Consider the following 23,712-nt stretch of genomic DNA (forward strand, 5'->3'; position numbering starts at 1 on the left):
TGGTCGGCATCATGAGCGACAGCACCAGCACCTCCGGCACCCCTGGCACCTCGATCACCGGCTCCGACCGCGTCAAGCGCGGACTCGCCGAGATGCTCAAGGGCGGCGTGATCATGGACGTCGTCGACGCCGAGCAGGCCCGCATCGCGGAAGAAGCCGGTGCGACCGCCGTCATGGCCCTCGAGCGCGTCCCCGCCGACATCCGTGCGCAGGGCGGCGTCGCCCGCATGTCCGACCCCTCGATGATCGAGGAGATCATCGCCGCGGTGTCGATCCCCGTCATGGCGAAGGCCCGCATCGGCCACTTCGTCGAGGCGCAGGTGCTGCAGGAGCTCGGCGTCGACTACATCGACGAGTCCGAGGTGCTGTCGCCGGCCGACTACCTCAACCACATCGACAAGTGGAAGTTCACCACCCCGTTCGTCTGCGGTGCCACCAACCTGGGCGAGGCGCTCCGTCGCATCACCGAGGGTGCGGCGATGATCCGTTCCAAGGGCGAGGCCGGCACGGGCGACGTGTCCGAGGCCACCAAGCACATCCGCACCATCACCAAGGAGATCGCGGCGCTCCGCAACCTGCGTGACGACGAGCTCTACGTCGCCGCCAAGGAGCTCCAGGCCCCGATCGACGTCGTGCAGGAAGTCGCCCGCACCGGCAAGCTCCCCGTCGTCCTCTTCACCGCCGGTGGTGTCGCCACCCCGGCCGACGCCGCGATGATGATGCAGCTCGGCGCCGACGGTGTCTTCGTCGGTTCCGGCATCTTCAAGTCCGGCGACCCGGCAGCGCGTGCTGCCGCGATCGTCAAGGCGACGACCTTCCACGACGACCCCAAGGTCATCGCCGAGGTCTCCCGTGGTCTGGGCGAGGCGATGGTCGGCATCAACGTCGCCGACGTCCCCGCACCGCACCGCCTCGCCGAGCGTGGCTGGTAGTCCGACGAGCGGCGCTCGGCCCCGCATCGGGGTCCTGGCGCTGCAGGGTGACTTCCGCGAGCACATCGCCTCGCTGACCGAGCTCGGCGCCGACGTGGTGCCGCTCCGTCGCCCCGAGGAGATCGAGACCCTCGACGGCGTCGTGATCCCCGGGGGCGAGTCGAGCGTGATGGACAAGCTGTCCCGCGCGTTCGGCGTCGCCGAGCCCCTCGCCGACGCGATCCGCGGTGGCCTGCCGACCTACGGCACCTGCGCCGGCATGATCATGCTGTCGTCGCGGATCACCGACGGCATCAGCGGCCAGCAGACCCTCGACGTGCTCGACACCACCGTGCGCCGCAACGCGTTCGGTGCGCAGAACGACTCATTCGAGATCGACATCCCGATGCCCGACCTCGGCGAGGCCCCGGTGCACGCCGTGTTCATCCGGGCCCCCGTCGTGGAGCAGCGCGGCGACGACGTCCACGTCCTCGGCGCACTGCCCGACGGCCAGGTCGTCGCCGTGCAGCAGGGCAACGTCATCGCGAGTGCGTTCCACCCCGAGGTCGCCGGCGAGGACCGCTTCCACCGCCGGTTCCTCGACCTGGTGCGCAGCGCCTGAGGCGTGACCGTCCACCCGCCGCACCGACGGGACGGAAGCCGCGCCGCGCCTCCATGCCGGTGTTCGGCCCACAGGGCCGCTAAACTGAGCGGGACTTTCCGCAAGACGCAAGGAGAACCGTGTCCGGGCATTCCAAGTGGGCAACGACCAAGCACAAGAAGGCGGTCATCGACCAGCGCCGTGCCAAGTCGTTCGCCAAGCTGATCAAGAACATCGAGGTCGCCGCGAAGATGGGCGGTGCCGACATGTCCGGCAACCCGACCCTGGTCGACGCCGTGCAGAAGGCGAAGAAGACCTCGGTCCCCAACGACAACATCGACCGCGCCGTCAAGCGCGGTGCCGGTCTCACGGGCGAGACCATCGAGTACACGACGATCATGTACGAGGGCTACGGCCCCAACGGCGTCGCGATGCTCATCGAGTGCCTCACGGACAACAAGAACCGTGCTGCGGCCGAGGTCCGGACGGCGATGTCGCGCAACGGCGGCACCATGGCCGACCCGGGCAGCGTCGCCTACAACTTCTCGCGCAAGGGCGTCATCTCGGTCACGAAGACCGACGGTCTCGACGAGGACACCGTGATGACCGCGGTGCTGGACGCCGGTGTCGAGGACGTCATCGATCAGGGTGGTGGCTTCGAGATCATCACCGAGGCCAGCGACCTGGTCGCCGCCCGCACCGCCCTGCAGGACGCCGGCATCGACTACGACTCCGCCGACGCCGAGTTCGTGCCCGGCCTCAAGGTCCCGGTCGACGCCGAGACCGCCCGCAAGGTGTTCCGCCTGATCGACGCGCTCGAGGACTCCGACGACGTGCAGAACGTCTACTCGAACTTCGACATCCCCGCGGACGTCCAGGCCGAGCTCGACGAGGACGAGGGCGAGTAACCGTGCTCCGTGTGCTCGGGGTGGACCCCGGGCTCACCCGGTGCGGCGTCGGCGTCGTCGAGGTCGCACCGAACCGGCGCGCACGACTCGTCCACGTGACGGTCGTGCGTACCCCGCCGGACATGCCGCTCGAACAGCGGCTGCTCCGCATCGCCGACGGCATCGCCGCCGAGATCGACGAACACCACCCCGATGCGGTCGCCGTCGAGCGGGTGTTCGCGCAGGCGAACGTCCGCACCGTGATGGGGACCGCACAGGCGGCCGGCCTGGCGCTGCACGCCGCGGCCGCCCGCGGCCTGCCCGTCGGGCTGCACACTCCGTCCGAGGTCAAGGCCGCCGTCACGGGCTACGGCAATGCCGACAAGCGTCAGGTGCAGACCATGATCGCGCGCGTGCTCGGGCTCGACGAGGCCCCGAAGCCGGCCGACGCCGCCGACGCGCTCGCGTTGGCCGTTTGCCATGCCTGGAGGCTCGGATCACCCGATGCCGCCGGCTCGCGTGCCACGAACCTCACCCCCGCACAGCGCGCCTGGCGGGACGCGCAGGGCGGCACCGTCGACTCGCCGCTGGCCCGCGCGGCCGCCGCCGCGGCCCGCCCGCAGCGTGGCAGGTCGGCGTCGTCGGTGGGCGGCCCTAGGCTCGGAGCATGATCGCGAGTCTCCGGGGCACCTGCATCGACATCGCCGGCTCGGCCGTGGTGATCGAGGTCGGGGGAGTCGGGTACGCCGTCACCGTGACCCCCGCGCACGCGCTGACGATGCGCCACGGGTCCGAGGTGTTCGTGCGGACCGCCATGATCGTGCGCGAGGACGAGCACCTGCTCTTCGGCTTCGAGTCGACCGACGCGCTGCAGGTGTTCGACCTGCTCCGCGGGGTCTCCGGCGTCGGCCCGAAGTCCGCGATGGGCGTCCTGGCCCACATGGACCCGGCGCAGATCGCGAACGCCGTCGCGAACGAGGACGACGGTGCCTTCCGCAAGGTCTCCGGCATCGGCCCGAAGACCGCCAAGCTCATCATCGTCGCGCTCTCCGGCAAGCTCGTGGCCTTCGAGCAGGCAGCCGTCGTCGCGGCAGCACGGGGGACCGCAGTGCACCCCGCCGCGGTCGACGTCGTCTCGGCGCTCATCGGCCTCGGCTGGCGCGAGGACGCGGCACAGTCCGCGGTCGACGACGCCGTCGCCAACGAGCCCGGTGCCGCCGCGATGGGCACCCAGGCCCTGCTCCGCGCCGCCCTCGGCGCCCTGCGACCCGCGGCAGCCGGCCGGTGAGCGGCATCACGTCCGCCGGCGCCGAGTCGCAGGAGGAACTCGCGTTCGAAGGCGCGCTCCGTCCGCGCTCGCTCGACGAGTTCGTCGGGCAGCGCAAGGTCCGCGGGCAGCTCGACCTGCTCCTCAAGGCCGCGGGCATGCAGGAGCGCACGCCCGACCACATCCTGATGGCGGGTCCTCCCGGCCTCGGCAAGACCACGCTCGCGATGATCGTCGCGCACGAGACCGGGCGACCGCTGCGCATGTCGAGCGGCCCGGCGATCCAGCACGCCGGTGACCTCGCCGCCGTGCTGTCGTCCCTGGTCCCGGGCGAAGTGCTGTTCATCGACGAGATCCACCGCATGGCCCGCTCGGCAGAGGAGATGCTCTACCTGGCGATGGAGGACTTCCGCATCGACGTGATGGTGGGCAAGGGTGCGGGTGCCACGAGCATCCCGCTCGACCTCGCACCGTTCACGCTCGTCGGCGCCACCACCCGGGCCGGCCTGCTGCCGAACCCGCTGCGCGACCGCTTCGGGTTCACCGCGCACCTCGAGTTCTACGAGAAGGACGAGCTCGAGCAGGTCCTGATCCGTGCGGCCCACCTGCTCGAACTCGACATCGACCGGACCGCCCTGCGCGAGATCGCCGGACGCTCCCGCGGCACCCCGCGCATCGCGAACCGCCTGCTCCGCCGGGTGCGCGACTACGCCCTCGTGCACCGCACCACCGACGGCATGGCCGCGGTCCAGGGTGCACTCGACCTGTACGACGTCGACGAACTCGGGCTCGACCGGCTCGACCGGGCCGTGGTCGAGATCATGCTGACCCGGTTCGACGGGGGCCCGGTCGGTCTGAACACCCTCGCCGTCTCCGTCGGCGAGGAATCCGAGACGATCGAGTCGGTCGTCGAACCGTTCCTCGTCCGGGTCGGTCTCGTGACGCGCACGCCCCGTGGGCGCATCGCCACACCACGTGCGTGGCGGCACCTCGGCCTCACCCCGGGACAGGCCGACGGCGGGCAGCCGGGGCTCTTCGACGACCAGGACACCGACGACTGAACGCCGATCAGTCGAGTGACATGCCACGGACACCGGCGTGCCCTAGACTGCTACGGCCCGAAACCGAGCAACCAGAGAAGGCAACGCATCATGGGTCAAGAAGTCATCCTCATCGTCATCGTCGTGGCGTTCGCGGCCTTCATGTTCTACAACAGCCGCAAGCGCAAGAAGCAGCAGGCCGAACTCGTGGACAAGATGGTCCCGGGCGCCAAGGTCATGCTGTCCTTCGGCCTCTACGGCACGCTCCTCTCCGTGAACGAGGAGAAGGTCACCGCTGACGTCGAGATCGCACCGGGGACCATCGTCACCGTGCACCGCCAGACCCTGTCGCGCGTCGTCGACGACAACGCGTCCGACGTCGAGACCACCACGACCACCGAGGACGAGCCGAAGCCGGTGGCCGAGCTCAACGGTGAGCCGGTCTACGGCGAGCGTGTCGACACCGACCGCGTCGACGAGACCGACGCCACGAAGCGCAAGTCCGACGACTGACGCCCTCGGCCGCCGGGTCGTCTGACCCGGCGGCTTCCCTCTGCCGTCGCACGGTGTGCCGACGGTCCTGAACAGAAAGACGAGACGACCGGTGGCACGATCGACACCCGTCAAGAAGGCGCTGCGCTCGCTCACCTGGTTGGTGATCCTGATGGCGATCCTCGCCGGCGTGAACACCGCCGCGTCGATCCTCGCCGGCTCTTCGAAGGACGACACCGACAAGTGGTACCAGGGCGCGAGCTGGGTGCCGGAGCTGGCTCTGGACCTGCAGGGCGGCACGCAGCTGACCCTCGCGGCGCAGAACACCGAGGGCGACTCCGTCACCTCGCAGCAGCTGCAGCAGGCGGTGAACATCATCCGCCAGCGCATCGACGCCACCGGTGTCTCCGAGTCCGAGATCAACACCCAGGGCGCGAACAACATCGTCGTCTCGATCCCGGGTCGTCCCGACAAGGCCACGATCGACCGCATCGAGGCAGCCGCCAAGCTGACCTTCCGCCCGGTGCTCTTCACCGAGGCCGCGACGAACTCCGCCGTCGGTGACGACGGCAAGGGCACCGCATCGGCCACGCCGTACTCGCCGCCGGCCTCGCTCGCCGCGACGCCGAGCGCGAAGCCGACGAACGCGAGCGACCTGAACTGGGTCACGCCGAAGCTGCAGGACCTGTACACCAACTACAACTGCGCGGCTCCGGACGACGTCACCACGGCGCCCGACGACGAGCCCCTGGTCACGTGTGACCAGGACGGCGCGGGGAAGTACATCCTCGGTCCGGTCGAGGTCTCCGGTGCCGACATCAGCAACGCCACCTCGGGTCTCGCCACCGACTCGCAGGGCACGTCGACGGGCCAGTGGGCCGTCAACCTGACGTTCAACGGCGAGGGCTCGAAGGACTTCCGCACCGTCACGAACCGTCTCGTCTCGCTCCAGCAGCCGCAGAACCAGTTCGCGATCGTGCTCGACGGTTCGGTCATCACCGCACCGACGACGAACTCGGCGATCACCAACGGCAAGGCGCAGATCAGCGGGAACTTCACCGCCGAGTCTGCCAAGACCCTCGCCGACCAGCTCAAGTACGGTGCGCTGCCGATCAACTTCCAGGTGCAGTCGAACGAGAACATCTCGGCGACACTCGGCACCGCGCAGCTCATCGGTGGCCTCATCGCCGGTCTGATCGGTCTGATCCTGGTGATCATCTACTCGGTCATCCAGTACCGGGCCCTGGCGTTCGTCACGGTGCTGTCGCTCGGGATCGCCGCGGTGCTCACCTACCTGGTGATCGCGATCATGTCGTGGCGCGTCGACTACCGTCTCTCGTTGGCCGGTGTGGCGGGTCTGATCGTCGCCATCGGCATCACGGCGGACTCGTTCATCGTCTACTTCGAGCGCATCCGTGACGAACTCCGTGACGGCCGTGCCCTCGAGAGCGCGGTCGAGTCCGGCTGGAAGCGTGCCCTCCGCACGATCCTTGCGTCCGACGCGGTGAACTTCCTCGCCGCCGTCACGCTGTACGTGCTCGCGGTCGCCGACGTGAAGGGCTTCGCGTTCACGCTGCTCCTCACGACCCTCATCGACATCGTGGTGGTCGCGCTCTTCACCCACCCGATGATGCAGCTCATCGCCCGCAGCCGGTTCTTCGGCGAGGGGCACCGGTTCAGCGGTCTCGACCCGGCAGCACTCGGCGCCGTCTACCGGGGGCGCGCGCAGTTCCGCGCACCCGTCGTGGACGGCAAGCGCCAGCGCAGTGCCGGTGAGGCACAGCGCCGACAGACGATCGCGGAACGGAAGGCCCAGCAGGCCTCCGGCGACAACGGCTCGACGCCGGACGGGAAGGACAACTGATGGCCAGCTTCAGCCAGTTCGGCAGCGACCTCTACACGGGGAAGCGATCGTACGACATCATCGGGCGCCGGAAGACCTGGTACCTCATCGCCCTCGCGATGATCCTGATCTCCCTGGTCACCCCGTGGCTCCGTGGCGGGTACCAGCTCGGCATCGAGTTCACCGGCGGCTCGGAGTTCACGATCTCCGACGTCAAGACGCTCGACCAGAACATCGCCACCGAGACCGTCGAGGACGTCGTCCCGGAGTCCATCCCGCGCGTCTCGCAGCTCGGCACGCACGGCATCCGAGTCCAGACCGGGCAGCTCACCGACCGACAGACGACCGAGGTGCAGGACGCCCTGGCGAAGGCCTACGACGTCCCCGAGAGCCAGGTCGCCGCGACCTTCATCGGCGCGACGTGGGGTGCCGACGTGCTCGCGCAGGCCATCCGTGGTCTCGTGATCTTCCTCGCCCTCGCCGCGGTCTTCATGACGCTCTACTTCCGCACCTGGAAGATGTCGCTGTCCGCGATGGCCGCGCTGCTGCACGACCTGCTCATCACGGCTGGCGTGTACGGCATCGTCGGGCTCGAGGTCACGCCCGCGGCGGTCATCGGCTTCCTGACGATCCTCGGGTACTCGCTCTACGACACCGTGGTGGTCTTCGACAAGGTGCGTGAGAACACCGCGCAGGAGTCGATCCGGACGTTCAAGCAGTCGGTCAACCTCGCGGTCAACCAGACCCTCGTCCGATCGATCAACACCTCGGTCGTGGCACTGCTGCCGGTCGCGGCGATCCTCTTCATCGGGTCGTACGTGCTCGGCGCCGGCACCCTGCGCGACATCTCCCTCGCGCTGTTCATCGGCATCATCGTCGGCACCTACTCGACGATCTTCATCGCGTCGCCGATGTACGCGCAGCTGCGCGAGAACGAGCCGAAGATCAAGGAGTCGGACGCCAAGAAGACCGCGGCGGCCGAGAAGCGCCAGCGTGAGGTCGACGCAGCAGAGGCGAGCGTCTGATGCCCATCGAGATCCAGGAGATCGACGTCGCCGAGGCCCAGCGCCGCATCGACGCCGGAGCCCGCCTGTTCGACGTCCGTGAGCAGGGGGAGTGGGACGAGGTCCACGCTCCCCAGGCCACGCTCGTGCCGATGTCGGAGTTCGTGGACCGCTGGCAGGAGATCGACGGCGGCGACCAGCCGGCCATCATCGTCTGCCACTCGGGCGGCCGTTCGTCGCGCATCGTCGCGGCGCTCGAGCAGTCGGGTGTCCCGGCCGTCAACCTCTCCGGCGGCATGCTCGCCTGGGAGCAGGCGGGGGCACCGGTGGAGCGCGACGCCCAGGGCGAACCGCGTCACGGGCACTGACCGGGGACGCGTAGTCTTGTCGGATCGAGCTCGGATCGAGCTCTCGGACCGAGTCCTGGGAGGCGCATCATGACGGACACCCGCGAAGAGCCGTCCGCGCCGAGCCGCCCGGGATCCGCCCCGCGGCCCTCGAGCCCGATCGGTCCGAACACCACCGGCAACCTCGGTTCCCTCCGCTCGCTGCTCCCGCGCCTGTTCTCGCGCGCCCAGCCGGCCGGCGCCGTGGACACATTGATCCGCACGGTTCGCTCGCACCACCCCAAGGCCGACGTGACGCTCATCGAGCGGGCGTACTCGGTCGCCGAGCGCGCGCACGACGGGCAGAAGCGCAAGTCCGGTGAGCCGTACATCACGCACCCCGTCGCGGTCGCGCAGATCCTGGCCGACCTCGGCATCGGCACGATCACCATCGCGGCTGCGCTCCTGCACGACACGGTGGAGGACACCGACTACCAGCTCGACCAGCTGCGGGCCGACTTCGGCGACGAGATCGCGATGCTCGTCGACGGCGTCACGAAGCTCGACAAGGTCAAGTACGGCGACAGCGCGCAGGCCGAGACCGTCCGCAAGATGGTCATCGCGATGTCGAAGGACATCCGCGTCCTCGTCATCAAGCTCGCCGACCGCCTGCACAACGCCCGCACGTGGGGCTTCGTCGAGTCGACCTCCGCCACGCGCAAGGCGAAGGAGACGCTCGAGATCTACGCGCCGCTCGCGCACCGGCTCGGCATCCAGATGATCAAGCTCGAGCTCGAGGACCTGTCGTTCGCGGTCCTGCACCCGAAGCTCTACGTCGAGATCGACAGCCTGGTCAAGGAACGCCAGCCGAAGCGCGAGCAGTTCGTCCAGAACGTCATCGGGACCCTGAAGAAGGACCTGAAGGCCGCCAAGGTCCGCGGTGACGTCATGGGCCGGCCGAAGCAGTACTACTCGATCTACCAGAAGATGATCGTGCGGGGTCGCGAGTTCGACGAGATCTACGACCTCGTCGGCATCCGCGTGCTCGTGCCGACCGTGCGCGACTGCTACGCCATGCTCGGCTCGGTGCACGCCCGCTGGACCCCGCTGCCCGGTCGCTTCAAGGACTACATCGCGACCCCCAAGTTCAACCTGTACCAGTCGCTGCACACCACGGTGCTCGGACCGCAGGGTCGTGCGGTCGAGATCCAGATCCGCACGCACGAGATGCACCAGCGCGCCGAGTTCGGTGTCGCCGCCCACTGGAAGTACAAGCAGCGTGCTGCCGGCCGTGACGCCGGTACCTCGTCGACCACGGACGACCAGGACATGGCGTGGCTCGCCCACATCACCGACTGGCAGGCCGAGACCAGCGACCCGGGCGAGTTCCTCGACTCCTTGCGCTACGAGATCGGCGCCAAGGAGACCTACGTCTTCACGCCGCAGGGCAAGGTCATCGGGCTCCCCGCGGGAGCCACCCCGGTCGACTTCGCCTACGCCGTGCACACCGAGATCGGCCACCGCACGATGGGTGCGAAGGTCAACGGCCGCCTCGTCCCGCTCGAGAGCCAGCTGTCCAGTGGCGACGTCGTCGAGATCTTCACGTCGAAGAACCCCGACTCCGGCCCCTCGCAGGACTGGCTGCAGTTCGTCCGCAGCCCCCGCGCGCGCAACAAGATCAAGCAGTGGTTCACCAAGGAGCGCCGCGAAGAGGCGATCGAGCAGGGTCGTGACGCCATCGCCCGGGCGATGCGCAAGCAGAACCTGCCGCTCCAGCGCATCATGAGCCAGGACAGCATCGCCGAGGTCGCCTCGTCGATGCGGTACGAGGACGTCTCCGCCCTGTACGCCGCCATCGGCGAGGGCCACGTCTCGACGCAGTCGGTGATCGAGAAGGTCCTCGGCAACGTCCAGACCGAGACCGAGACGGACGAACCCGAACTCGCGTTCCCGCGCCAGGTCACCAGTCGGCAGCTGCGCACGAGCGACAGCGGCGTGCTGGTCCGCGGTGCGCCCGACATCCTCGTGAAGCTCGCGAAGTGCTGCACGCCGGTGCCGGGCGACCAGATCGTGGGCTTCATCACCCGCGGCCAGGGTGTCTCCGTGCACCAGTCGTCGTGCACCAACGTGAAGTCGCTCATGAACGAGCCCGACCGGATGATCGAGGTCGAGTGGGCCCCGTCGTCGAAGTCGGTGTTCCTGGTGCAGATCCAGATCGAGGCGCTCGATCGGTCGGGCCTGCTCAGCGACGTCACCCGGGTCCTGACCGACCACCACGTGAACATACTGTCCGCGACGGTTTCGACCTCGTCCGACCGTCTCGCGCTGAGCCGGTTCGTGTTCGAGATGGGTGACACCATCCACCTCGACCGTGTGCTCAACGCGGTGCGACGCATCGACGCCGTCTACGACGTCTACCGCGTCAGCGCCGGCTAGCGGCAGGGCCCGCGCGGCCCGGCCGTCGACCGGTCAGCAACCGTCGGTTGCGGCCCTGCCAACCGACGGTTCTTGACCACTCGGCGAACGTGAGCGGGGTGTTGTGACCACCCGCGCCCGCACCCAACGCGCAACCCCTACCGCACAGCACCCCCAGCCACGCCCTACAGCCCCCGCAACCGCCGCTCGGCCTGCCGCACCATGGGGATCGTCCCGAGCGACGTCAGGCGCGTCCGCAGCTCGTCGGCCGTGACCGCCCCGATCGCGAGCAGCCCGTGCACGGCCGTCGCCTCGGCCTCCCCGAACGCACCGGCCGTCGGCCCCGGCGTCCGGAGCAGGTCGACCGCGGTCCGCGCAGGCACCGTGACCCGCAGCCGCGAGAGCTCGACGGTGTCGTCGACGTCGATCCGGACCTCCCGCAGGCGCACGTCCGGTCCGACGTGGACGCGGACCTGCGGCGGGATGCAGGCCTCGAGCGGCACCGGCGGCCGCGACACCGCGCCCCAGATCCACGCGGCGGTCAGGGTGCAGGCGATCAGCCGCGCGTCCCGCAGGACCCAGGCGGCAGCGGCGGCGCGCAACGACGGCGTCTGCGGTTCAGCGGGGGAGGCCCAGCAGGGACCGACGGCGACCAGCTCGCCCGCCAGGACCGCCGCACGCAGCTCGGGTTCCGGCCAGTCGTCACTGGTCAGCAGTCGCGGGCGGGGCACCCGCACATCCTGCCCGACCTGCGCACGCGACCGACAGGCCTGTGGACAAGGCACACACCAGCCGGGAGGCACGTGGCGGGCCCGCACCGCGCCTCCAGGCCGTCGCCGGTCACGTCCACGGCGTGGGTCGCGTCGACGACGCGACCAGCCGACGGCCGCGCGCCGGGTCGGGCCAGGCCGGGCGCGACGCGCGTGCTCAGCGCAGGACGTCGGCGCGGTGCACGAGCGCCGCGGCACCGATGAGCGGACCGTCCTGGGACAACCCGGTCGGCACGATCTGGACCTTCGTGACGAACCCGAACTCGACACGCTCCGCCACGGCCTGCCGGGCGTACTCGAACAGGTCGGGGGTGACGTGCGAGAACCCGCCGCCGATGGCGACGATCTCGAGGTCGACCAGGCTCGTGGCGGCGGCGATGGCCTGCCCGAGGGCGCGACCGCTCCGCTGGATCGCGGCGACGGCGATCTCGTCGCCGGCGGCGTACGCGGCCGAGAGCTCCTCGCCGGTCGTGCCCGTGAAGCCCTGACGACGTGCCCAGGCCACGGTCTTCGGGCCGCTGGCGATCGCCTCGAGGCAACCGGTGCCGCCGCAGGCGCAGGGGTCGTCGTAGCCGCCGCACTCGACGTGTCCGATGTGGCCGGCGTTGCCCGTCGGTCCGCTGACGGTGCGACCGTGCAGGATGAGCCCGCCGCCGACGCCGGTGGAGACGATCATGCCCATGACGTGCTCGTAGCCCTGGGCCGCGCCGACCCAGTGCTCGGCGAGGGTGATCGCCAGGCCGTCCATGCGGAGCGTCACCGGGACGTCGTCCGGCACGAGCGCCGCGATCCGGTCGCGCAGCGGGTGGCCACGCCAGACCGGCATGTTGAGCGGGGAGACGAGGCCGTGCTCCTCGTCGACCGGGCCGGCGGAACCGACGCCGACGCCGACGAGCGTCGCGTCGGCGGGCAGCGCGCCGAGCGCGGCCGTGACGACCTCGTCGACGGCGGCTTGCAGCTCGTCTGAGGTGCGCTGCGGCCCGGTGGGGCTGCGGAACCGGGTCGCCGGCAGCACGACGCCCTGGTCGGTGACGAGCGCGGCCTCGACCTTCGTGCCGCCGAGGTCGACGGCGAGAGCGAGGGCGGGGGACTGGGGTGCGGTGCTGGACATGCGCGCTCCGATGCGGCGTTCTGGAGGCACGGTGCGGGTCGCCGACGCGTCGTCGCGTCCGGTGGGCACCGGCCTGGTCGTGGTGGGTCGTGCTGGGTGCGTGGGCTGGCTCAGCTGGGCTGGCTCAGTCGGGTGGGCTCAGCGCCGTGGGTCAGCCCCGTGGGTCAGTAGGACGTCGTGTCGTCGCCGAGCGCCGACGCGGCGCCCGTCTCGGCGCGGTGCGTGACCTCGTCGAGGATGCGGGCCGAGGCGCTCGTGCCGATGCGGTTCGCGCCCGCCTCGACCATCTCGAGCAGGGTGTCGAGCCCGCGGACGCCGCCGGAGGCCTTCACGCCGGTGTCGGCACCGACCGTGCGGCGCATGAGGGCGATGTGCTCGGCCGTCGCGCCACCGCCGGCGAACCCGGTCGAGGTCTTCACGAAGGCGGCGCCGGCGGTCTGTGCCGCACGCGAGGCCGCGACGATCTCGTCATCGGTCAGGAACGCGGTCTCGAGGATCACCTTGACCACGGTGTCGCCGGCGGCGTCGACGACCGCGCGGACGTCCTGCTCGACGCGCTGCCAGTCACCCGACTTCGCCGCGCCGATGTTCTGCACCATGTCGAGCTCGAACGCGCCGTCGGCCAGTGCCTGCAGCGACTCGGCGACCTTCGCCGCGGTGGACGTCGTGCCGTGCGGGAAGCCGATCACGGTGCCGACGCCGACACCGGTGCCCGTGAGGCGCTCGACGGCCTGGGCGACGTCGCTCGGACGGACGCAGACGCTGAAGACGCGGTGGGCGGCGGCTTCGTCGAGCTGGGCGTCGACGTCCGCGCGGGTGAGTTCGGGCTTCAGGATCGCGTGGTCGATGAGGCCGCGGACGGCATCGACGGTGACGGGGAAGGCTGCGTTGTCCACCCGGCAAGCCTACCCGTCAGGCGTGCCGCGTAGCGTGCAGGGCATGCAGGTCCTCGTCACCGGCGCCACCGGGTACATCGGTGGTCGTCTCGTCCCTCGTCTCCTCGAAGCCGGCCACTCCGTCCGTGTGTTCGTGCGCAACCCCCGGAAGCTCCAGGACGTCCCGTGGAGCAGTGAGGTCGACGTCGCGGAGGGCGACCTCCAGGACGCCGAGGCGGTGCGCGCCGCCGTCGACGGGATCGAGGCGGTCTACTACCTCGCCCACGCGATGGGCGCCGACGGCGACTTCGAGTCGGCCGAGCGCGAAGCAGCGGAGACCATGGCGCGCGAGGCGAAGGCGGCCGGCGTCAGCCGGTTCGTCTACCTGGGCGGGCTGCACCCCGACGGCGAGCTGTCGAAGCACCTCCGCAGCCGCAAGGAGGTGGGGGAGATCCTCCTCAGCTCGGGCGTGCCGACGGTGGCGTACCAGGCCGGGGTCGTGATCGGCTCGGGCAGCACCTCGTTCGAGATGATCCGGCACCTGACCGACGTCCTGCCGTGGATGCCCGCGCCGCGCTGGGTCCGCAACCACATCCAGCCGATCGCGGTCCGCGACGTCCTGTACTACCTGGTGGCCGCGCTCGACGTGCCCGCCGACGTCAACCGCACCTTCGACATCGGCGGCCCCGACGTCCTGCGGTACGGCCAGATGCTGAACGGCTACGCGGTCGAGGCGAAGCTGCCCCAGCGTCCGATCACGGTCCTGCCGGTGCTCACCCCGCGCCTCGCCGCACACTGGTTCAACGCCGTCACCCCGATCCCGCGCAAGCTCGCGACCCCGATCATCGAGTCGCTGCAGTTCGAGTGCGTGCAGCGCGAGCACGACATCGACGACGTCGTGCCGCAGCCCGAGGGCGGGCTCACCTCGTACCGCCGGGCCGTCCGCCTCGCGCTCAACAAGATGCGCAGCGGTCAGGTCCAGACGAGCTGGCGGAGCGCGACGCTCTCGAGCGCCTCGGCCGACCCGATGCCGAACGACCCCGACTGGGCCGGGCACACGGTCTACGTCGACGACCGGAAGCGGCACTCCAGTGCCTCCGCCGAGGACGTCTGGCGCGTCGTCGAGTCGATCGGCGGCGACAACGGCTGGTACTCGTTCCCACTCGCCTGGGTCGCCCGCGGCTGGATGGACAAGATCGCCGGCGGTGTCGGCCTGAACCGCGGCCGGCGTGACCAGCAGCGCCTGGAGCAGGGTGACGCGCTCGACTGGTGGCGCGTCGAACGACTCGAGCGCGGCCGGTACCTGCGGCTCCGCGCCGAGTTCAAGTCGCCCGGTCGTGCGTGGCTCGAGATGACCGTCACACCGAACCCCGACGGCGGCAGCGACTACCACCAGCGGGCGATCTACTTCCCGCAGGGCCTGGCCGGGCGGCTGTACTGGTACGGCATCCTGCCGTTCCACGGCGTCATCTTCCCCGGTATGGTCGAGCGCATCACCGCCGCCGCCGAGCGGGAGTCCGACCACACCGAGTCCACGCAGCGCAACCGGACGCAGCAGACCGGGACCCCCGAGCCGGCGCACGAGGAGGCAGCATGACCGACGACCGCAGCCCCGTCCTCTTCCTGGGGGACAGCATCACCGAACAGGGCGACTGGGACACCTGGCTCCCCGACGAGCACACGCTGAACCAGGGCATCGGTGGAGACACGACCGACGGCGTACTGACGCGCCTCGACGCCGTCGTCGCCGAACAGCCCGAGGTGATCGTGCTGCTCATCGGCACGAACGACTTCGGCAACCACCGCGCGAGCGCCGAGCACGTGGTCCGCAACGTCGAGACCATCCTGGTCACGCTCCGCCGCGAGCTGCCGGGCGTGCGCCTGCTGCTCGTGTCGATCCTGCCCCGGCAAGCCGAGTACGCCACGAAGATCGAGCAGGCCAACCGGCACCTCCGGCAGTTCGTCGCCACGTGCCACGCGCAGTACCTCGACGCCTGGCCCGCCCTGGCCGACGGCGACCACCTGGACGCCCGCTTCACCGAGGACGGCCTGCACCTGACCGAAGACGGCTACCGTGCGCTGGTCGGCGAGCTGGTGCCGGCGCTCGAGCGCGTCCGCGACCTGCCGCCGATGTCGCGGTCGATCCAGGCGATCGACCTCGACGGCTCCGCGGACTGATGGCCGCACGCAAGGGGCGGCCCCCGGTGGGGTCGTCCCAGCACGGCGTGCCCGCAGGGTCCCCGCGACCCGCAGCCGCCGCACCCGTCAACGGTGCCCGCACCACGCCGCCCTTCACCCGGCCCGCGCTGGCGCCGTCGATGATCGCGGCAATCGTCCTGCTGGCCTGCGTCGCCATCGTCGATTCGTCGGGCTTCGTCTTCGCCCGCTGGGGCGTCACGGTGCTCGCGTTGATCGTGCTGGTCTTCAGCGTGCGCGGCAAGGTCTGGTGGGCCGCCCTGCTCATGGCCGCCGTCGCCGTCTGCTGGAACCCGCTCGTCACGGTGCCGATCCCCGGACAGGTGTGGGCGGCACTGCAGCTGGTGGCCGCCGCGCTGTTCATCGTGGTGGGCATCGTGGTCAAGGTGCCCCGCGAGTCGGACGGACGGTAGGATCGGCAGGTCGGGTACAGGACCCGGCCGCACACCCGAAGGGCATGGATGAACGACGAGACCGAGCCGGTGACCGAGAGTCCTCTGCTGAACCCTCGACCGTCCTCCGGCGGTCTCGACCGATCCGACGTCGTCGTCCGCAAGGGGCGACTGACCCTGATCAACGGACACCTCACGCCGCAGCAGTCGATGATCGAGGACCTGCTGTTCCTCGACGACGCGCTCACCGCGGCTGACGTCGACCACCTGCTCATCCGCGGCAACGACCAGCGCCCGGTGATCGCCCTCGACGAGCGTGACCGCCAGCGTGCCGAGAGCGCCGTGATGTCCGCGGCCGTCAACGAGCCCTTCTACGCGAAGCCCCCGGGCAAGCCGGCGGTGCTCGTGCAGGACGACGGACTCGGCTCCATCGAGGAACCCGTGCTCCGCGTGTTCCGCCCGCGGCTCGAGCCGCTCGGACGCCTGCGCTACGGCGCCGAGACGAGCGTCCAGCTCGAGTTCTGGCGCGTCACCGACATCGAGGTCCTCGCCCCCGTCGAGAACGCCCTGATGCGTCGCAGCCTGCCGATCGACGAGTTCGTCCTCGTCGACATCGAACGCTACGGCCGCACCTGGCGCACCGTCGAGCACATGTTCGACGACCACGTCTCGGACATCCGGTTCCCGATCGACATCGTCTTCTCGTGGGTCGACGGCAACGCCATCGAGTACCAGCGCGCCCGCCAGGCCGCACAGTCGAACGCCGTCCTGGGCGAGGGCGACGACGCCCCGGCCCGGTTCCGCCAGATCGACGAGCTGAAGTACGCGCTCCGCTCGGTGCACACCTTCGCACCGTGGATCCGCCAGATCTACATCGCGACGGACTCCCCGGCGCCGCACTGGCTCGCCGAGCACCCGAAGGTCCGCATCGTCCGCAGCGAGGAGTTCTTCGCCGACCCCTCCGTGCTGCCGACGCACAACTCGCAGGCCGTCGAGTCGCAGCTGCACCACATCCCGGGCATCAGCGAGCACTTCATCTACTCGAACGACGACATGTTCTTCGGGCGCCTCGTCGACCCCTCGGTGTTCTACAGCCCGGGATCGGTCACGAAGTTCATCCTCGCGTCGACCCGGATCGGCCTCGGCTCCAACAACCCTGCACGCAGCGGTTTCGAGAACTCCGCCCGCGTGAACCGTCGCCTGCTGCAGCAGCGCTTCGGTGCGGTGACCACCCGGCACCTCGAGCACGCCCCGACGCCCCTGCGCGCCTCGATCATGACCGAGATGGAGCACGAGTTCGCCGACGAGTTCGCGGCCACTGCGGCGTCCCGCTTCCGAGCCGCCGACAACATCTCGGTGACGAACTCGCTGTACCACTACTACTCTCTGCTCACCGGTCGGGCGATCATCCAGGAGAACGCGGCCGTCGGGTACGTCGACACGACCATGGTCTCCGGACTCAAGGCCCTCGACGAGCTGCTGAAGAAGCGGAACGTGGACTTCTTCTGCCTGAACGACGGCAGCTTCCCCGAGGTCAGCGACGAAGAGCGCACGCAGCGCGTCACGGGCTTCCTGGAGCGCTACTTCCCGTTCCCCGCGCCGTGGGAGCGCCCCAGCGCTTAGGACGCGCCAGCGGCCTGCTGGGAGCGTCCCAGCGCTCAGGACGCGCCAGCGGCCTGCTGGGGCGCTCCGGGCGAGCCTGCGAGCCCGGCGCCGGAACCCAGCCACGAGGTTTGACGCACCCGCACGCTCCACCGGTCACGACTCCCCGCCACCCCCACGCCGAGCGGTCACAGCCCGTCGCCTGCGCCGCCCACAGCCGACGGAACATGACCACGCGACGCAGCACCCGCGGTGAGTCGCGACCACCCCGCGGGCCGGGAGGCGCGGGTCGGGCCCGCCACGGGCCTCCCGACCGTCGGGCGTGCCGTCGGGACGTACACGACGCCGCGCGGTCAAGACACCCCGTTGACTGCCCGCCGAGCGGTCATGAACTATTGATTGCCGAGCCGCCAGCCGACGGAACGTGACCACTCGCCGCACACTGACGGGGAGTCATGACCTCCCGCGCCCACGCTTGGTGAGCAGAAGAGGTCGGGTCCGCATGACGGACCCGACCTCTTCTGCACGCGAAGTGCGCGACGCTACCGGTGGACGGGGGAGACGGGCACCGAGTCGAGCGTGAACACCGGGATGCTCGAGGTCACCGGTGCCGGCTCGACGGCCGCGGGGATCGTCACGCCGTGCGCCGCGAGCTTCGCCTCGGTCTCGAGCGCGGAGACGGGCTGTCCGACGGTGGCGTAGTGCCCGATCGGCACGACCGAGTGCACGACGTTGTGGCCGTAGACGTGCACGAGGTTGAACGACTGCGCACCGTCTCGTCCGCGGGTGCCGCCCTGGAACTCGGTGAGGTCCTGGGTGTAGCAGGTGGCGCTTGCGACGGAAACCGGGATGCCGGCGAACACCGCACTGGTGGAGTAGTGCAGGTGCCCGGCGATGATGGCGAGGACGTCACTGCCCTCGACGACCTCGGCCAGGGCCTGCTGGTCGCGGAGCTCGACGAGGACGGTGAGGTCCTGGACGCTCGGCACCGGCGGGTGGTGCATCGCGAGGATGGTGCCGTGCGGCGCGGCCTCGGACAGGACCTCGGCGAGCCAGTCGAGCTGCTCGGGGGAGACCTCACCGTGGTGGTGACCCGGCACGCTCGTGTCCAGGGTGATCACGCGGAGACCGTTGACGTCGTAGACGAAGTCGACCGGGCGGTCGGTGGGCTGCAGGCCGAAGAGCTCCTGGCGGAAGGCACCGCGCTCGTCGTGGTTGCCCATGGCCCAGATGACCTGTGCACCGATGCGCTGGGCCGCCGGTTCGAGGATCTCGCGGACGCGGGCGTACGCTCCCGGCTCGCCCTTGTCGGCCACGTCGCCGGTGACGACGATCGCTTCGGGCCGCGTGCCCGAGGCTTCGATGTCCGCGACGATCTGCGTGAGCCGTGCGGCGGAGTCCACATCGCCGTACAGGTTGCGGTCCCCGGAGACGAGGTGCGTGTCGCTGAGGTGGAGGAGGAAGTGGTTCGGCCTGGGGTGTTCGGCCGTCCGGCTGTCCATCGGGGTCTCATTCCGTTGGCGGATGCGTGGTGCAACACGTTGCCACACCGTCCTGGACGAGTCCAGCATGCGAGAGTGAACCAGCCGTGAACTGGGGGCGGCGTGTTGCCCTGTGCACGAAGAAACCCCCGCCACTTCGTGACGGGGGTTGCTTCGTGCGCTACCGATCAGTGATCGCCGGGGCCGACCTGGGGAGCCTGGTGGCCACCCTCGAGGTTCGGGCCGTGGTGCGCGGCGTGTGCTGCCTCGAGTTCTGCCTTCGAGACCGGCTCGATGCGGTCTTCGAAGAAGAAGCGGGAGACGCCGGCGCGGACCTTCTGCAGACCCGTGATCTTGCCCTTGGCGTTCGGGCGGATCATCAGCGGCTTGTACTCGTTGAACTGCAGGAGCTTCCAGCGCTCGTACTCGTCGAGCTGCTCGTGCACCTCGATGTACTCGCCGTGGGGGAGTCGGACGATGCGGCCCGACTCGTAGCCGTGCAGGACGATCTCGCGGTCCTTCTTCTGGAGGGCGAGGCAGACACGCTTCGTGATCCAGAAGGCGATGAACGGACCGAGGACGGTCGTTGCCTGGATCACGTGGATCACGTGTTCGATCGACACCAGGAAGTGCGTCGCGATGATGTCCGACGAGGCTGCTGCCCAGAGGCTGGCGTAGAGCGTGATGCCAGCGGCACCGAACGCCGTGCGCGTCGGGGCGTTGCGCGGGCGGTCGAGGATGTGGTGCTCACGCTTGTCGCCCGTGACCCACGCCTCGATGAAGGGGTAGAGCAGGATCGCCAGGATGAGCAGCACCAGGACCGCGATCGGCGCCAGGATGTTGAACGACACCGTGTAGCCGAACCACACGACCTCCCAGTGCGGCGGGACCAGTCGGAGCGCGCCGTCGGCGAAGCCGATGTACCAGTCGGGCTGGGTACCGGCGGACACCGGGGAGGGGTCGTACGGGCCGTAGTTCCAGATCGGGTTGATCGTGAACAGCGACGCGATGAGGGCCAGGATGCCCGCGACGATGAAGAAGAACCCACCGGCCTTCGCGGCGAACGCCGGGAGGATCGGGACACCGACGACGTTCTCGTTGGTCTTGCCCGGACCGGCGAACTGCGTGTGCTTGTTGATCACGACGAGCACGAGGTGGACACCGAGCACCGCGACGAGGATCGCCGGCAGCAGCAGGATGTGCAGCGTGTACAGGCGGCCGACGATGTCGGTCCCCGGGAACTCGCCGCCGAACAGCAGGTAGGCGATCCAGACGCCGATCACCGGGACACCCTCGATCATGCCGACGATGATCCGCAGACCGTTTCCGGAGAGCAGGTCGTCGGGGAGCGAGTAGCCGGTAAAGCCCTCGGCCATGGCGAGGACCCAGAGCAGGAAGCCGAAGACCCAGTTGAGCTCACGCGGCTTGCGGAAGGCGCCGGTGAAGAACACGCGGGCCATGTGCAGCATGATCGACGCCACGAACAGCAGGGCTGCCCAGTGGTGGACCTGGCGGACGAAGAGCCCGCCGCGGATGTCGAACGAGATGTCGAGCGTGGACTGCAGGGCCGTCGACATCGCCACGCCCTTGAGCGGGACGTACGAGCCGTTGTAGACGACCTCGGTCATGGACGCCTGGAAGAAGAACGTCAGGAAGGTCCCGGAGAGCAGCACGACGACGAAGCTGTACAGCGCCACCTCGCCGAGCATGAAGCTCCAGTGGTCCGGGAAGATCTTGCGGCCGACTTCCTTGACGAGGCCCGAGATGCTGGTGCGCTCGTCGATGTAGTTGGCGACCCCGCCGATGATGCGGGATCCGCGCTCCGGCGCCGGCTTGTTCGTCGACGTGTTCGGTGCGGTGGTGGTGGTGCTGGTCATCAGCGTTCACGCTCCCAGAAGGACGGTCCGACCGGCTCGTGGAAGTCGCTCTGGGCAACCAGGTAGCCGTCGTCGTCGATCGCGATCGGAAGTTGGGGGAGGGGGCGTGCTGCCGGACCGAAGATGACCTCGCAGTTGTTCGAGACATCGAAGGTGGACTGGTGGCACGGGCACAGCAGGTGGTGCGTCTGCTGTTCGTAGAGCGCGACGGGGCAACCGACGTGGGTGCAGATCTTGGAGTACGCGACGATGCCGTCGTAGCCCCAGTTCTCGTGGCCCTTGGACGGGTTGAGGTCCTTCGGGTCGAGACGCATGAGGAGGACGGAGGCCTTGGCCTTCTCCTCCAGCATGTGCTCGGACTCGAGCATGCCCTCGGGGATGACGTGGAACACCGAACCGATGGTGACGTCGGAGGCCTTGATCGGCAGACCCGTCGGGTCCTTCGTCAGGCGCAGGCCCTGCTTCCAGAAGGTGTGGCGGAGCAGCTCGTTGGGGTCCTCGGCGGGAGCGAGGTCACGGACCAGGACGATGCCGGGGAGCGGGAACGCGGCCAGGGCACCGATCATCGAGTTGCGGATCAGCTTGCGACGGCTGAAGCCGGACTCCTTGTCGGCGAGCTGGAACGCCTCGACCGCCTTGGCGCGGGTCGCGTCGGTGCCGCGGGTGCCGTGGCGGAGCTCGGTGATTTCACGGTCGACGACGAGCGACTTCGACCAGTAGACGGCGCCGAGGCCGAGGGCGAGGAGCGCGAGGGCGATCGACAGGCCCAGGAAGAGGTTCGCGGTGCGGACCGTCCCGAAGTCGCTCGGGTCGATCGGGAAGGCGACGTACGCCGCGATCGACAGCACGCTGCCGACGATCGACAGGTAGAAGTACGCGGCGACCTGGCGCTCGGCCAGACGCTGCTTCTTCGGGTCGACGTCGGTGCGACGCGGGCGGTGCGGCGGCTCGCCCGGGTTCTCGAACGGGTCGACGGGGAGGACCGCAATCCCGGGGGAGGTGGTCGTGCCGTGCTTCTCGACAGCCGAGGACGAGTTCAGCGTCTCGTCGTCGTGCTCTGCCATGGTGTTCCCTTCAGTGTCGTTCGACACGGACGATCAGTTGGACTTCGCGGTCAGCCAGACGGTCATCGCGACGACCGCGCCGAGTCCGAACATCCAGATGAACAGACCCTCGGCGACCGGCCCCAGGGAGCCGAGTGCGAAGCCACCGGGGGACTTGTTGTCCTGCACGTACTTGAGGTACGTGATGATGTCGGCCTTCTGCTCCGGCGTCAGGTTCAGGTCGTTGAAGACCGGCATGTTCTGCGGGCCGGTGAGCATGGCCTCGTAGATGTGCTTGCCGGAGACCGTCTCGAGGTTCGGGGCGTACTTGCCCTCGGTCAGCGCACCGCCGGCGCCGGCCACGTTGTGGCACATGGCGCAGTTGATGCGGAACAGCTCGGCGCCTTCGGCAGCGTCGCCGTCCTCACCGTTGGTGAGCTCGGTGGACGGGACCGACGGGCCGGGGCCGAGGGAGGCGACGTACTGCGCGAGTGCGTCGACCTGCTCGTCCGTGAACTGCGCGGGCTTCTCTTCGGCCTGCGGGCCCTGAGCGGCCATCGGCATGCGGCCGGTGCCGACCTGGAAGTCGACCGACGCGGCGCCGACACCGATGAGGGACGGGCCCTCGCTCGTGCCCTGCGCGGAGAGACCGTGGCAGGTGGCGCAGTTCGAGGCGAAGAGCTTCTCGCCCTCGTTCACCTGCGACTGGCTCGAGGCGGCGACGGTGTTCGTGCTGTCGTCGGCGTTCGCCGTGGAGCTGAACAGTGCGTACGCGCCACCGGTGGTCATGAGACCCACGACGATGAGCGACACGGTCGCCATCGGTGAACGGCGGCCCTTCTTGGACTTGGTTCTGTTGAACATGTGCTGGGGGGTGTCCAGTTCCTACTTGAGAAGGTAGATGACGGCGAAGAGGAAGATCCACACGACGTCGACGAAGTGCCAGTAGTACGACACGACGATGGCGGTGGTCGCTTCCTTGTGGCCGAAGTTCTTGGCGGCGAAACCGCGGCCGAGCGTCAGCAGGAAGGCGATGAGGCCACCGGTCACGTGGAGCCCGTGGAACCCGGTGGTCATGTAGAACGCCGAGCCGTATGCGCTGGAGGAGAGCGTCACGCCCTCGTGCCAGAGGTTGGCGTACTCGAAGATCTGGCCGCAGACGAAGATCGCACCCATCGCGTAGGTGACGAAGAACCACTCCGTCATGCCCCAGTGGCGCGGGTTCCAGCTCGTCCGGTGCACCTGGAAGCGCTCCGCGGCGAACACGGCGAACTGGCAGGCGAAGCTGGACAGCACCAGGATGATCGTGTTCACGGAGGCGAAGGGCACCTCGAGCTTCGCGGTCTCGGTCGCCCAGAGCTCAGGGGACGTGCTGCGGAGCGTGAAGTAGATCGCGAACAGGCCGGCGAAGAACATGACCTCGCTGCCCAGCCACACGATCGTCCCCACGGCCACGGCGTTCGGCCTGTTGAGGGCCGGACCGCTGGCTGATCTGGAGAGAGAGGTGCTAGTCACGTCCTCCATTATGGCCGAAACCCCCGACAGTGTTTTCGCAGGAGACTGGCGGGTCTCTCGAATT

At 69.4% G+C, this 23,712-nt stretch carries 23 protein-coding genes; 15 read left to right on the plus strand and 8 right to left on the minus strand.

Annotation, left to right across the window (positions count from 1 at the left end):
• The first annotated feature begins 11 nt into the window (after positions 1 to 11).
• The 11 genes from pdxS to DEJ12_RS11510 all read left to right on the plus strand — a co-directional run bounded on the left by pdxS (position 12) and on the right by DEJ12_RS11510 (position 10,807).
• On the plus strand, positions 12 to 932 hold the full coding sequence (gene pdxS / locus DEJ12_RS11460; protein ID WP_071403847.1) for a pyridoxal 5'-phosphate synthase lyase subunit PdxS: 921 nt from the start codon (positions 12 to 14) through the stop codon (positions 930 to 932).
• A complete protein-coding gene (gene pdxT / locus DEJ12_RS11465) occupies positions 922 to 1,533 on the plus strand; it encodes a pyridoxal 5'-phosphate synthase glutaminase subunit PdxT (protein ID WP_111030092.1) in 612 nt (203 codons plus the stop codon). The genes pdxS and pdxT overlap by 11 nt, the downstream gene beginning before the upstream one ends.
• Before the next feature lie 119 nt (positions 1,534 to 1,652).
• Entirely contained in the window at positions 1,653 to 2,420 is a 768-nt protein-coding gene (locus DEJ12_RS11470) for a YebC/PmpR family DNA-binding transcriptional regulator (RefSeq protein ID WP_017887357.1), read from the plus strand.
• Positions 2,421 to 2,422: 2 nt separating this feature from the next.
• Positions 2,423 to 3,070: a crossover junction endodeoxyribonuclease RuvC gene (ruvC, locus tag DEJ12_RS11475; protein ID WP_035808297.1), complete on the plus strand. Its 648-nt coding sequence runs from the start codon at positions 2,423 to 2,425 to the stop codon at positions 3,068 to 3,070.
• Positions 3,067 to 3,687 carry a Holliday junction branch migration protein RuvA gene (ruvA, locus tag DEJ12_RS11480; protein WP_071403844.1) on the plus strand — a complete coding sequence of 207 codons (621 nt, stop codon included), beginning with the start codon at positions 3,067 to 3,069 and terminating at the stop codon, positions 3,685 to 3,687. Before ruvC ends, ruvA begins: the two co-directional genes overlap by 4 nt.
• Positions 3,684 to 4,727, plus strand: a complete 1,044-nt coding sequence (ruvB, locus tag DEJ12_RS11485) for a Holliday junction branch migration DNA helicase RuvB (RefSeq protein WP_071403843.1) — start codon at positions 3,684 to 3,686, stop codon at positions 4,725 to 4,727. Before ruvA ends, ruvB begins: the two co-directional genes overlap by 4 nt.
• A gap of 90 nt (positions 4,728 to 4,817) precedes the next feature.
• The gene (yajC, locus tag DEJ12_RS11490) at positions 4,818 to 5,219 is read left to right on the plus strand and encodes a preprotein translocase subunit YajC (RefSeq protein ID WP_051596726.1); all 402 of its coding nucleotides are present in this window, start codon (positions 4,818 to 4,820) and stop codon (positions 5,217 to 5,219) included.
• A 91-nt stretch (positions 5,220 to 5,310) separates the two neighbouring features.
• Positions 5,311 to 7,062 (plus strand): protein translocase subunit SecD, encoded by a 1,752-nt coding sequence (gene secD / locus DEJ12_RS11495; protein WP_111030093.1) that lies wholly within the window; start codon positions 5,311 to 5,313, stop codon positions 7,060 to 7,062.
• The gene (gene secF, locus DEJ12_RS11500; protein WP_111030094.1) at positions 7,062 to 8,066 is read left to right on the plus strand and encodes a protein translocase subunit SecF; all 1,005 of its coding nucleotides are present in this window, start codon (positions 7,062 to 7,064) and stop codon (positions 8,064 to 8,066) included. Before secD ends, secF begins: the two co-directional genes overlap by 1 nt.
• The gene (locus DEJ12_RS11505) at positions 8,066 to 8,413 is read left to right on the plus strand and encodes a rhodanese-like domain-containing protein (RefSeq protein ID WP_071403840.1); all 348 of its coding nucleotides are present in this window, start codon (positions 8,066 to 8,068) and stop codon (positions 8,411 to 8,413) included. The genes secF and DEJ12_RS11505 overlap by 1 nt, the downstream gene beginning before the upstream one ends.
• Before the next feature lie 69 nt (positions 8,414 to 8,482).
• A complete protein-coding gene (locus DEJ12_RS11510) occupies positions 8,483 to 10,807 on the plus strand; it encodes a bifunctional (p)ppGpp synthetase/guanosine-3',5'-bis(diphosphate) 3'-pyrophosphohydrolase (protein ID WP_228513657.1) in 2,325 nt (774 codons plus the stop codon).
• 164 nt (positions 10,808 to 10,971) lie between these two features.
• Here DEJ12_RS11510 and DEJ12_RS11515 read toward each other — a convergent pair whose 3' ends face one another.
• The 3 genes from DEJ12_RS11515 to deoC form a co-directional block, all read right to left on the minus strand.
• Complete coding sequence (locus DEJ12_RS11515; protein WP_111030095.1) at positions 10,972 to 11,517, minus strand: hypothetical protein; 546 nt, start codon at positions 11,515 to 11,517, stop codon at positions 10,972 to 10,974.
• A 196-nt stretch (positions 11,518 to 11,713) separates the two neighbouring features.
• Complete coding sequence (locus DEJ12_RS11520; RefSeq protein ID WP_111030143.1) at positions 11,714 to 12,667, minus strand: ROK family protein; 954 nt, start codon at positions 12,665 to 12,667, stop codon at positions 11,714 to 11,716.
• A gap of 164 nt (positions 12,668 to 12,831) precedes the next feature.
• Positions 12,832 to 13,563: a deoxyribose-phosphate aldolase gene (gene deoC, locus DEJ12_RS11525; protein ID WP_111030096.1), complete on the minus strand. Its 732-nt coding sequence runs from the start codon at positions 13,561 to 13,563 to the stop codon at positions 12,832 to 12,834.
• Between the two features lie 43 nt (positions 13,564 to 13,606).
• Here deoC and DEJ12_RS11530 point away from each other — a divergent pair, with 43 nt between their 5' ends.
• From DEJ12_RS11530 to DEJ12_RS11545, 4 genes are read left to right on the plus strand one after another with little or no spacing between them, the layout of a single operon-like run.
• Positions 13,607 to 15,139 (plus strand): SDR family oxidoreductase, encoded by a 1,533-nt coding sequence (locus tag DEJ12_RS11530; protein ID WP_258370603.1) that lies wholly within the window; start codon positions 13,607 to 13,609, stop codon positions 15,137 to 15,139.
• Positions 15,136 to 15,720 (plus strand): GDSL-type esterase/lipase family protein, encoded by a 585-nt coding sequence (locus DEJ12_RS11535; RefSeq protein WP_071403838.1) that lies wholly within the window; start codon positions 15,136 to 15,138, stop codon positions 15,718 to 15,720. The genes DEJ12_RS11530 and DEJ12_RS11535 overlap by 4 nt, the downstream gene beginning before the upstream one ends.
• A complete protein-coding gene (locus tag DEJ12_RS11540; RefSeq protein WP_111030098.1) occupies positions 15,720 to 16,151 on the plus strand; it encodes a DUF6804 family protein in 432 nt (143 codons plus the stop codon). The genes DEJ12_RS11535 and DEJ12_RS11540 overlap by 1 nt, the downstream gene beginning before the upstream one ends.
• A 48-nt stretch (positions 16,152 to 16,199) precedes the next feature.
• Entirely contained in the window at positions 16,200 to 17,753 is a 1,554-nt protein-coding gene (locus DEJ12_RS11545) for a stealth conserved region 3 domain-containing protein (protein WP_111030099.1), read from the plus strand.
• Between the two features lie 521 nt (positions 17,754 to 18,274).
• On the opposite strand, the gene DEJ12_RS11550 is transcribed toward DEJ12_RS11545, so the two are convergent.
• From DEJ12_RS11550 to DEJ12_RS11570, 5 genes are all read right to left on the minus strand, one after another.
• Positions 18,275 to 19,234, minus strand: a complete 960-nt coding sequence (locus DEJ12_RS11550; RefSeq protein WP_111030100.1) for a phosphodiesterase — start codon at positions 19,232 to 19,234, stop codon at positions 18,275 to 18,277.
• A gap of 167 nt (positions 19,235 to 19,401) precedes the next feature.
• Entirely contained in the window at positions 19,402 to 21,090 is a 1,689-nt protein-coding gene (locus DEJ12_RS11555; RefSeq protein WP_071403835.1) for a ubiquinol-cytochrome c reductase cytochrome b subunit, read from the minus strand.
• Complete coding sequence (locus DEJ12_RS11560; protein WP_027465615.1) at positions 21,090 to 22,154, minus strand: ubiquinol-cytochrome c reductase iron-sulfur subunit; 1,065 nt, start codon at positions 22,152 to 22,154, stop codon at positions 21,090 to 21,092. The genes DEJ12_RS11555 and DEJ12_RS11560 overlap by 1 nt, the downstream gene beginning before the upstream one ends.
• A gap of 33 nt (positions 22,155 to 22,187) precedes the next feature.
• Complete coding sequence (locus tag DEJ12_RS11565; protein WP_111030101.1) at positions 22,188 to 22,997, minus strand: cytochrome c; 810 nt, start codon at positions 22,995 to 22,997, stop codon at positions 22,188 to 22,190.
• A 21-nt stretch (positions 22,998 to 23,018) separates the two neighbouring features.
• Positions 23,019 to 23,657 (minus strand): heme-copper oxidase subunit III, encoded by a 639-nt coding sequence (locus tag DEJ12_RS11570; protein WP_027465617.1) that lies wholly within the window; start codon positions 23,655 to 23,657, stop codon positions 23,019 to 23,021.
• Positions 23,658 to 23,712 lie beyond the last annotated feature (55 nt).

Origin of the sequence: Curtobacterium sp. MCLR17_059 (genome assembly GCF_003234665.1) — a bacterium.
Taxonomy (GTDB): Bacteria; Actinomycetota; Actinomycetes; order Actinomycetales; family Microbacteriaceae; genus Curtobacterium; species Curtobacterium flaccumfaciens.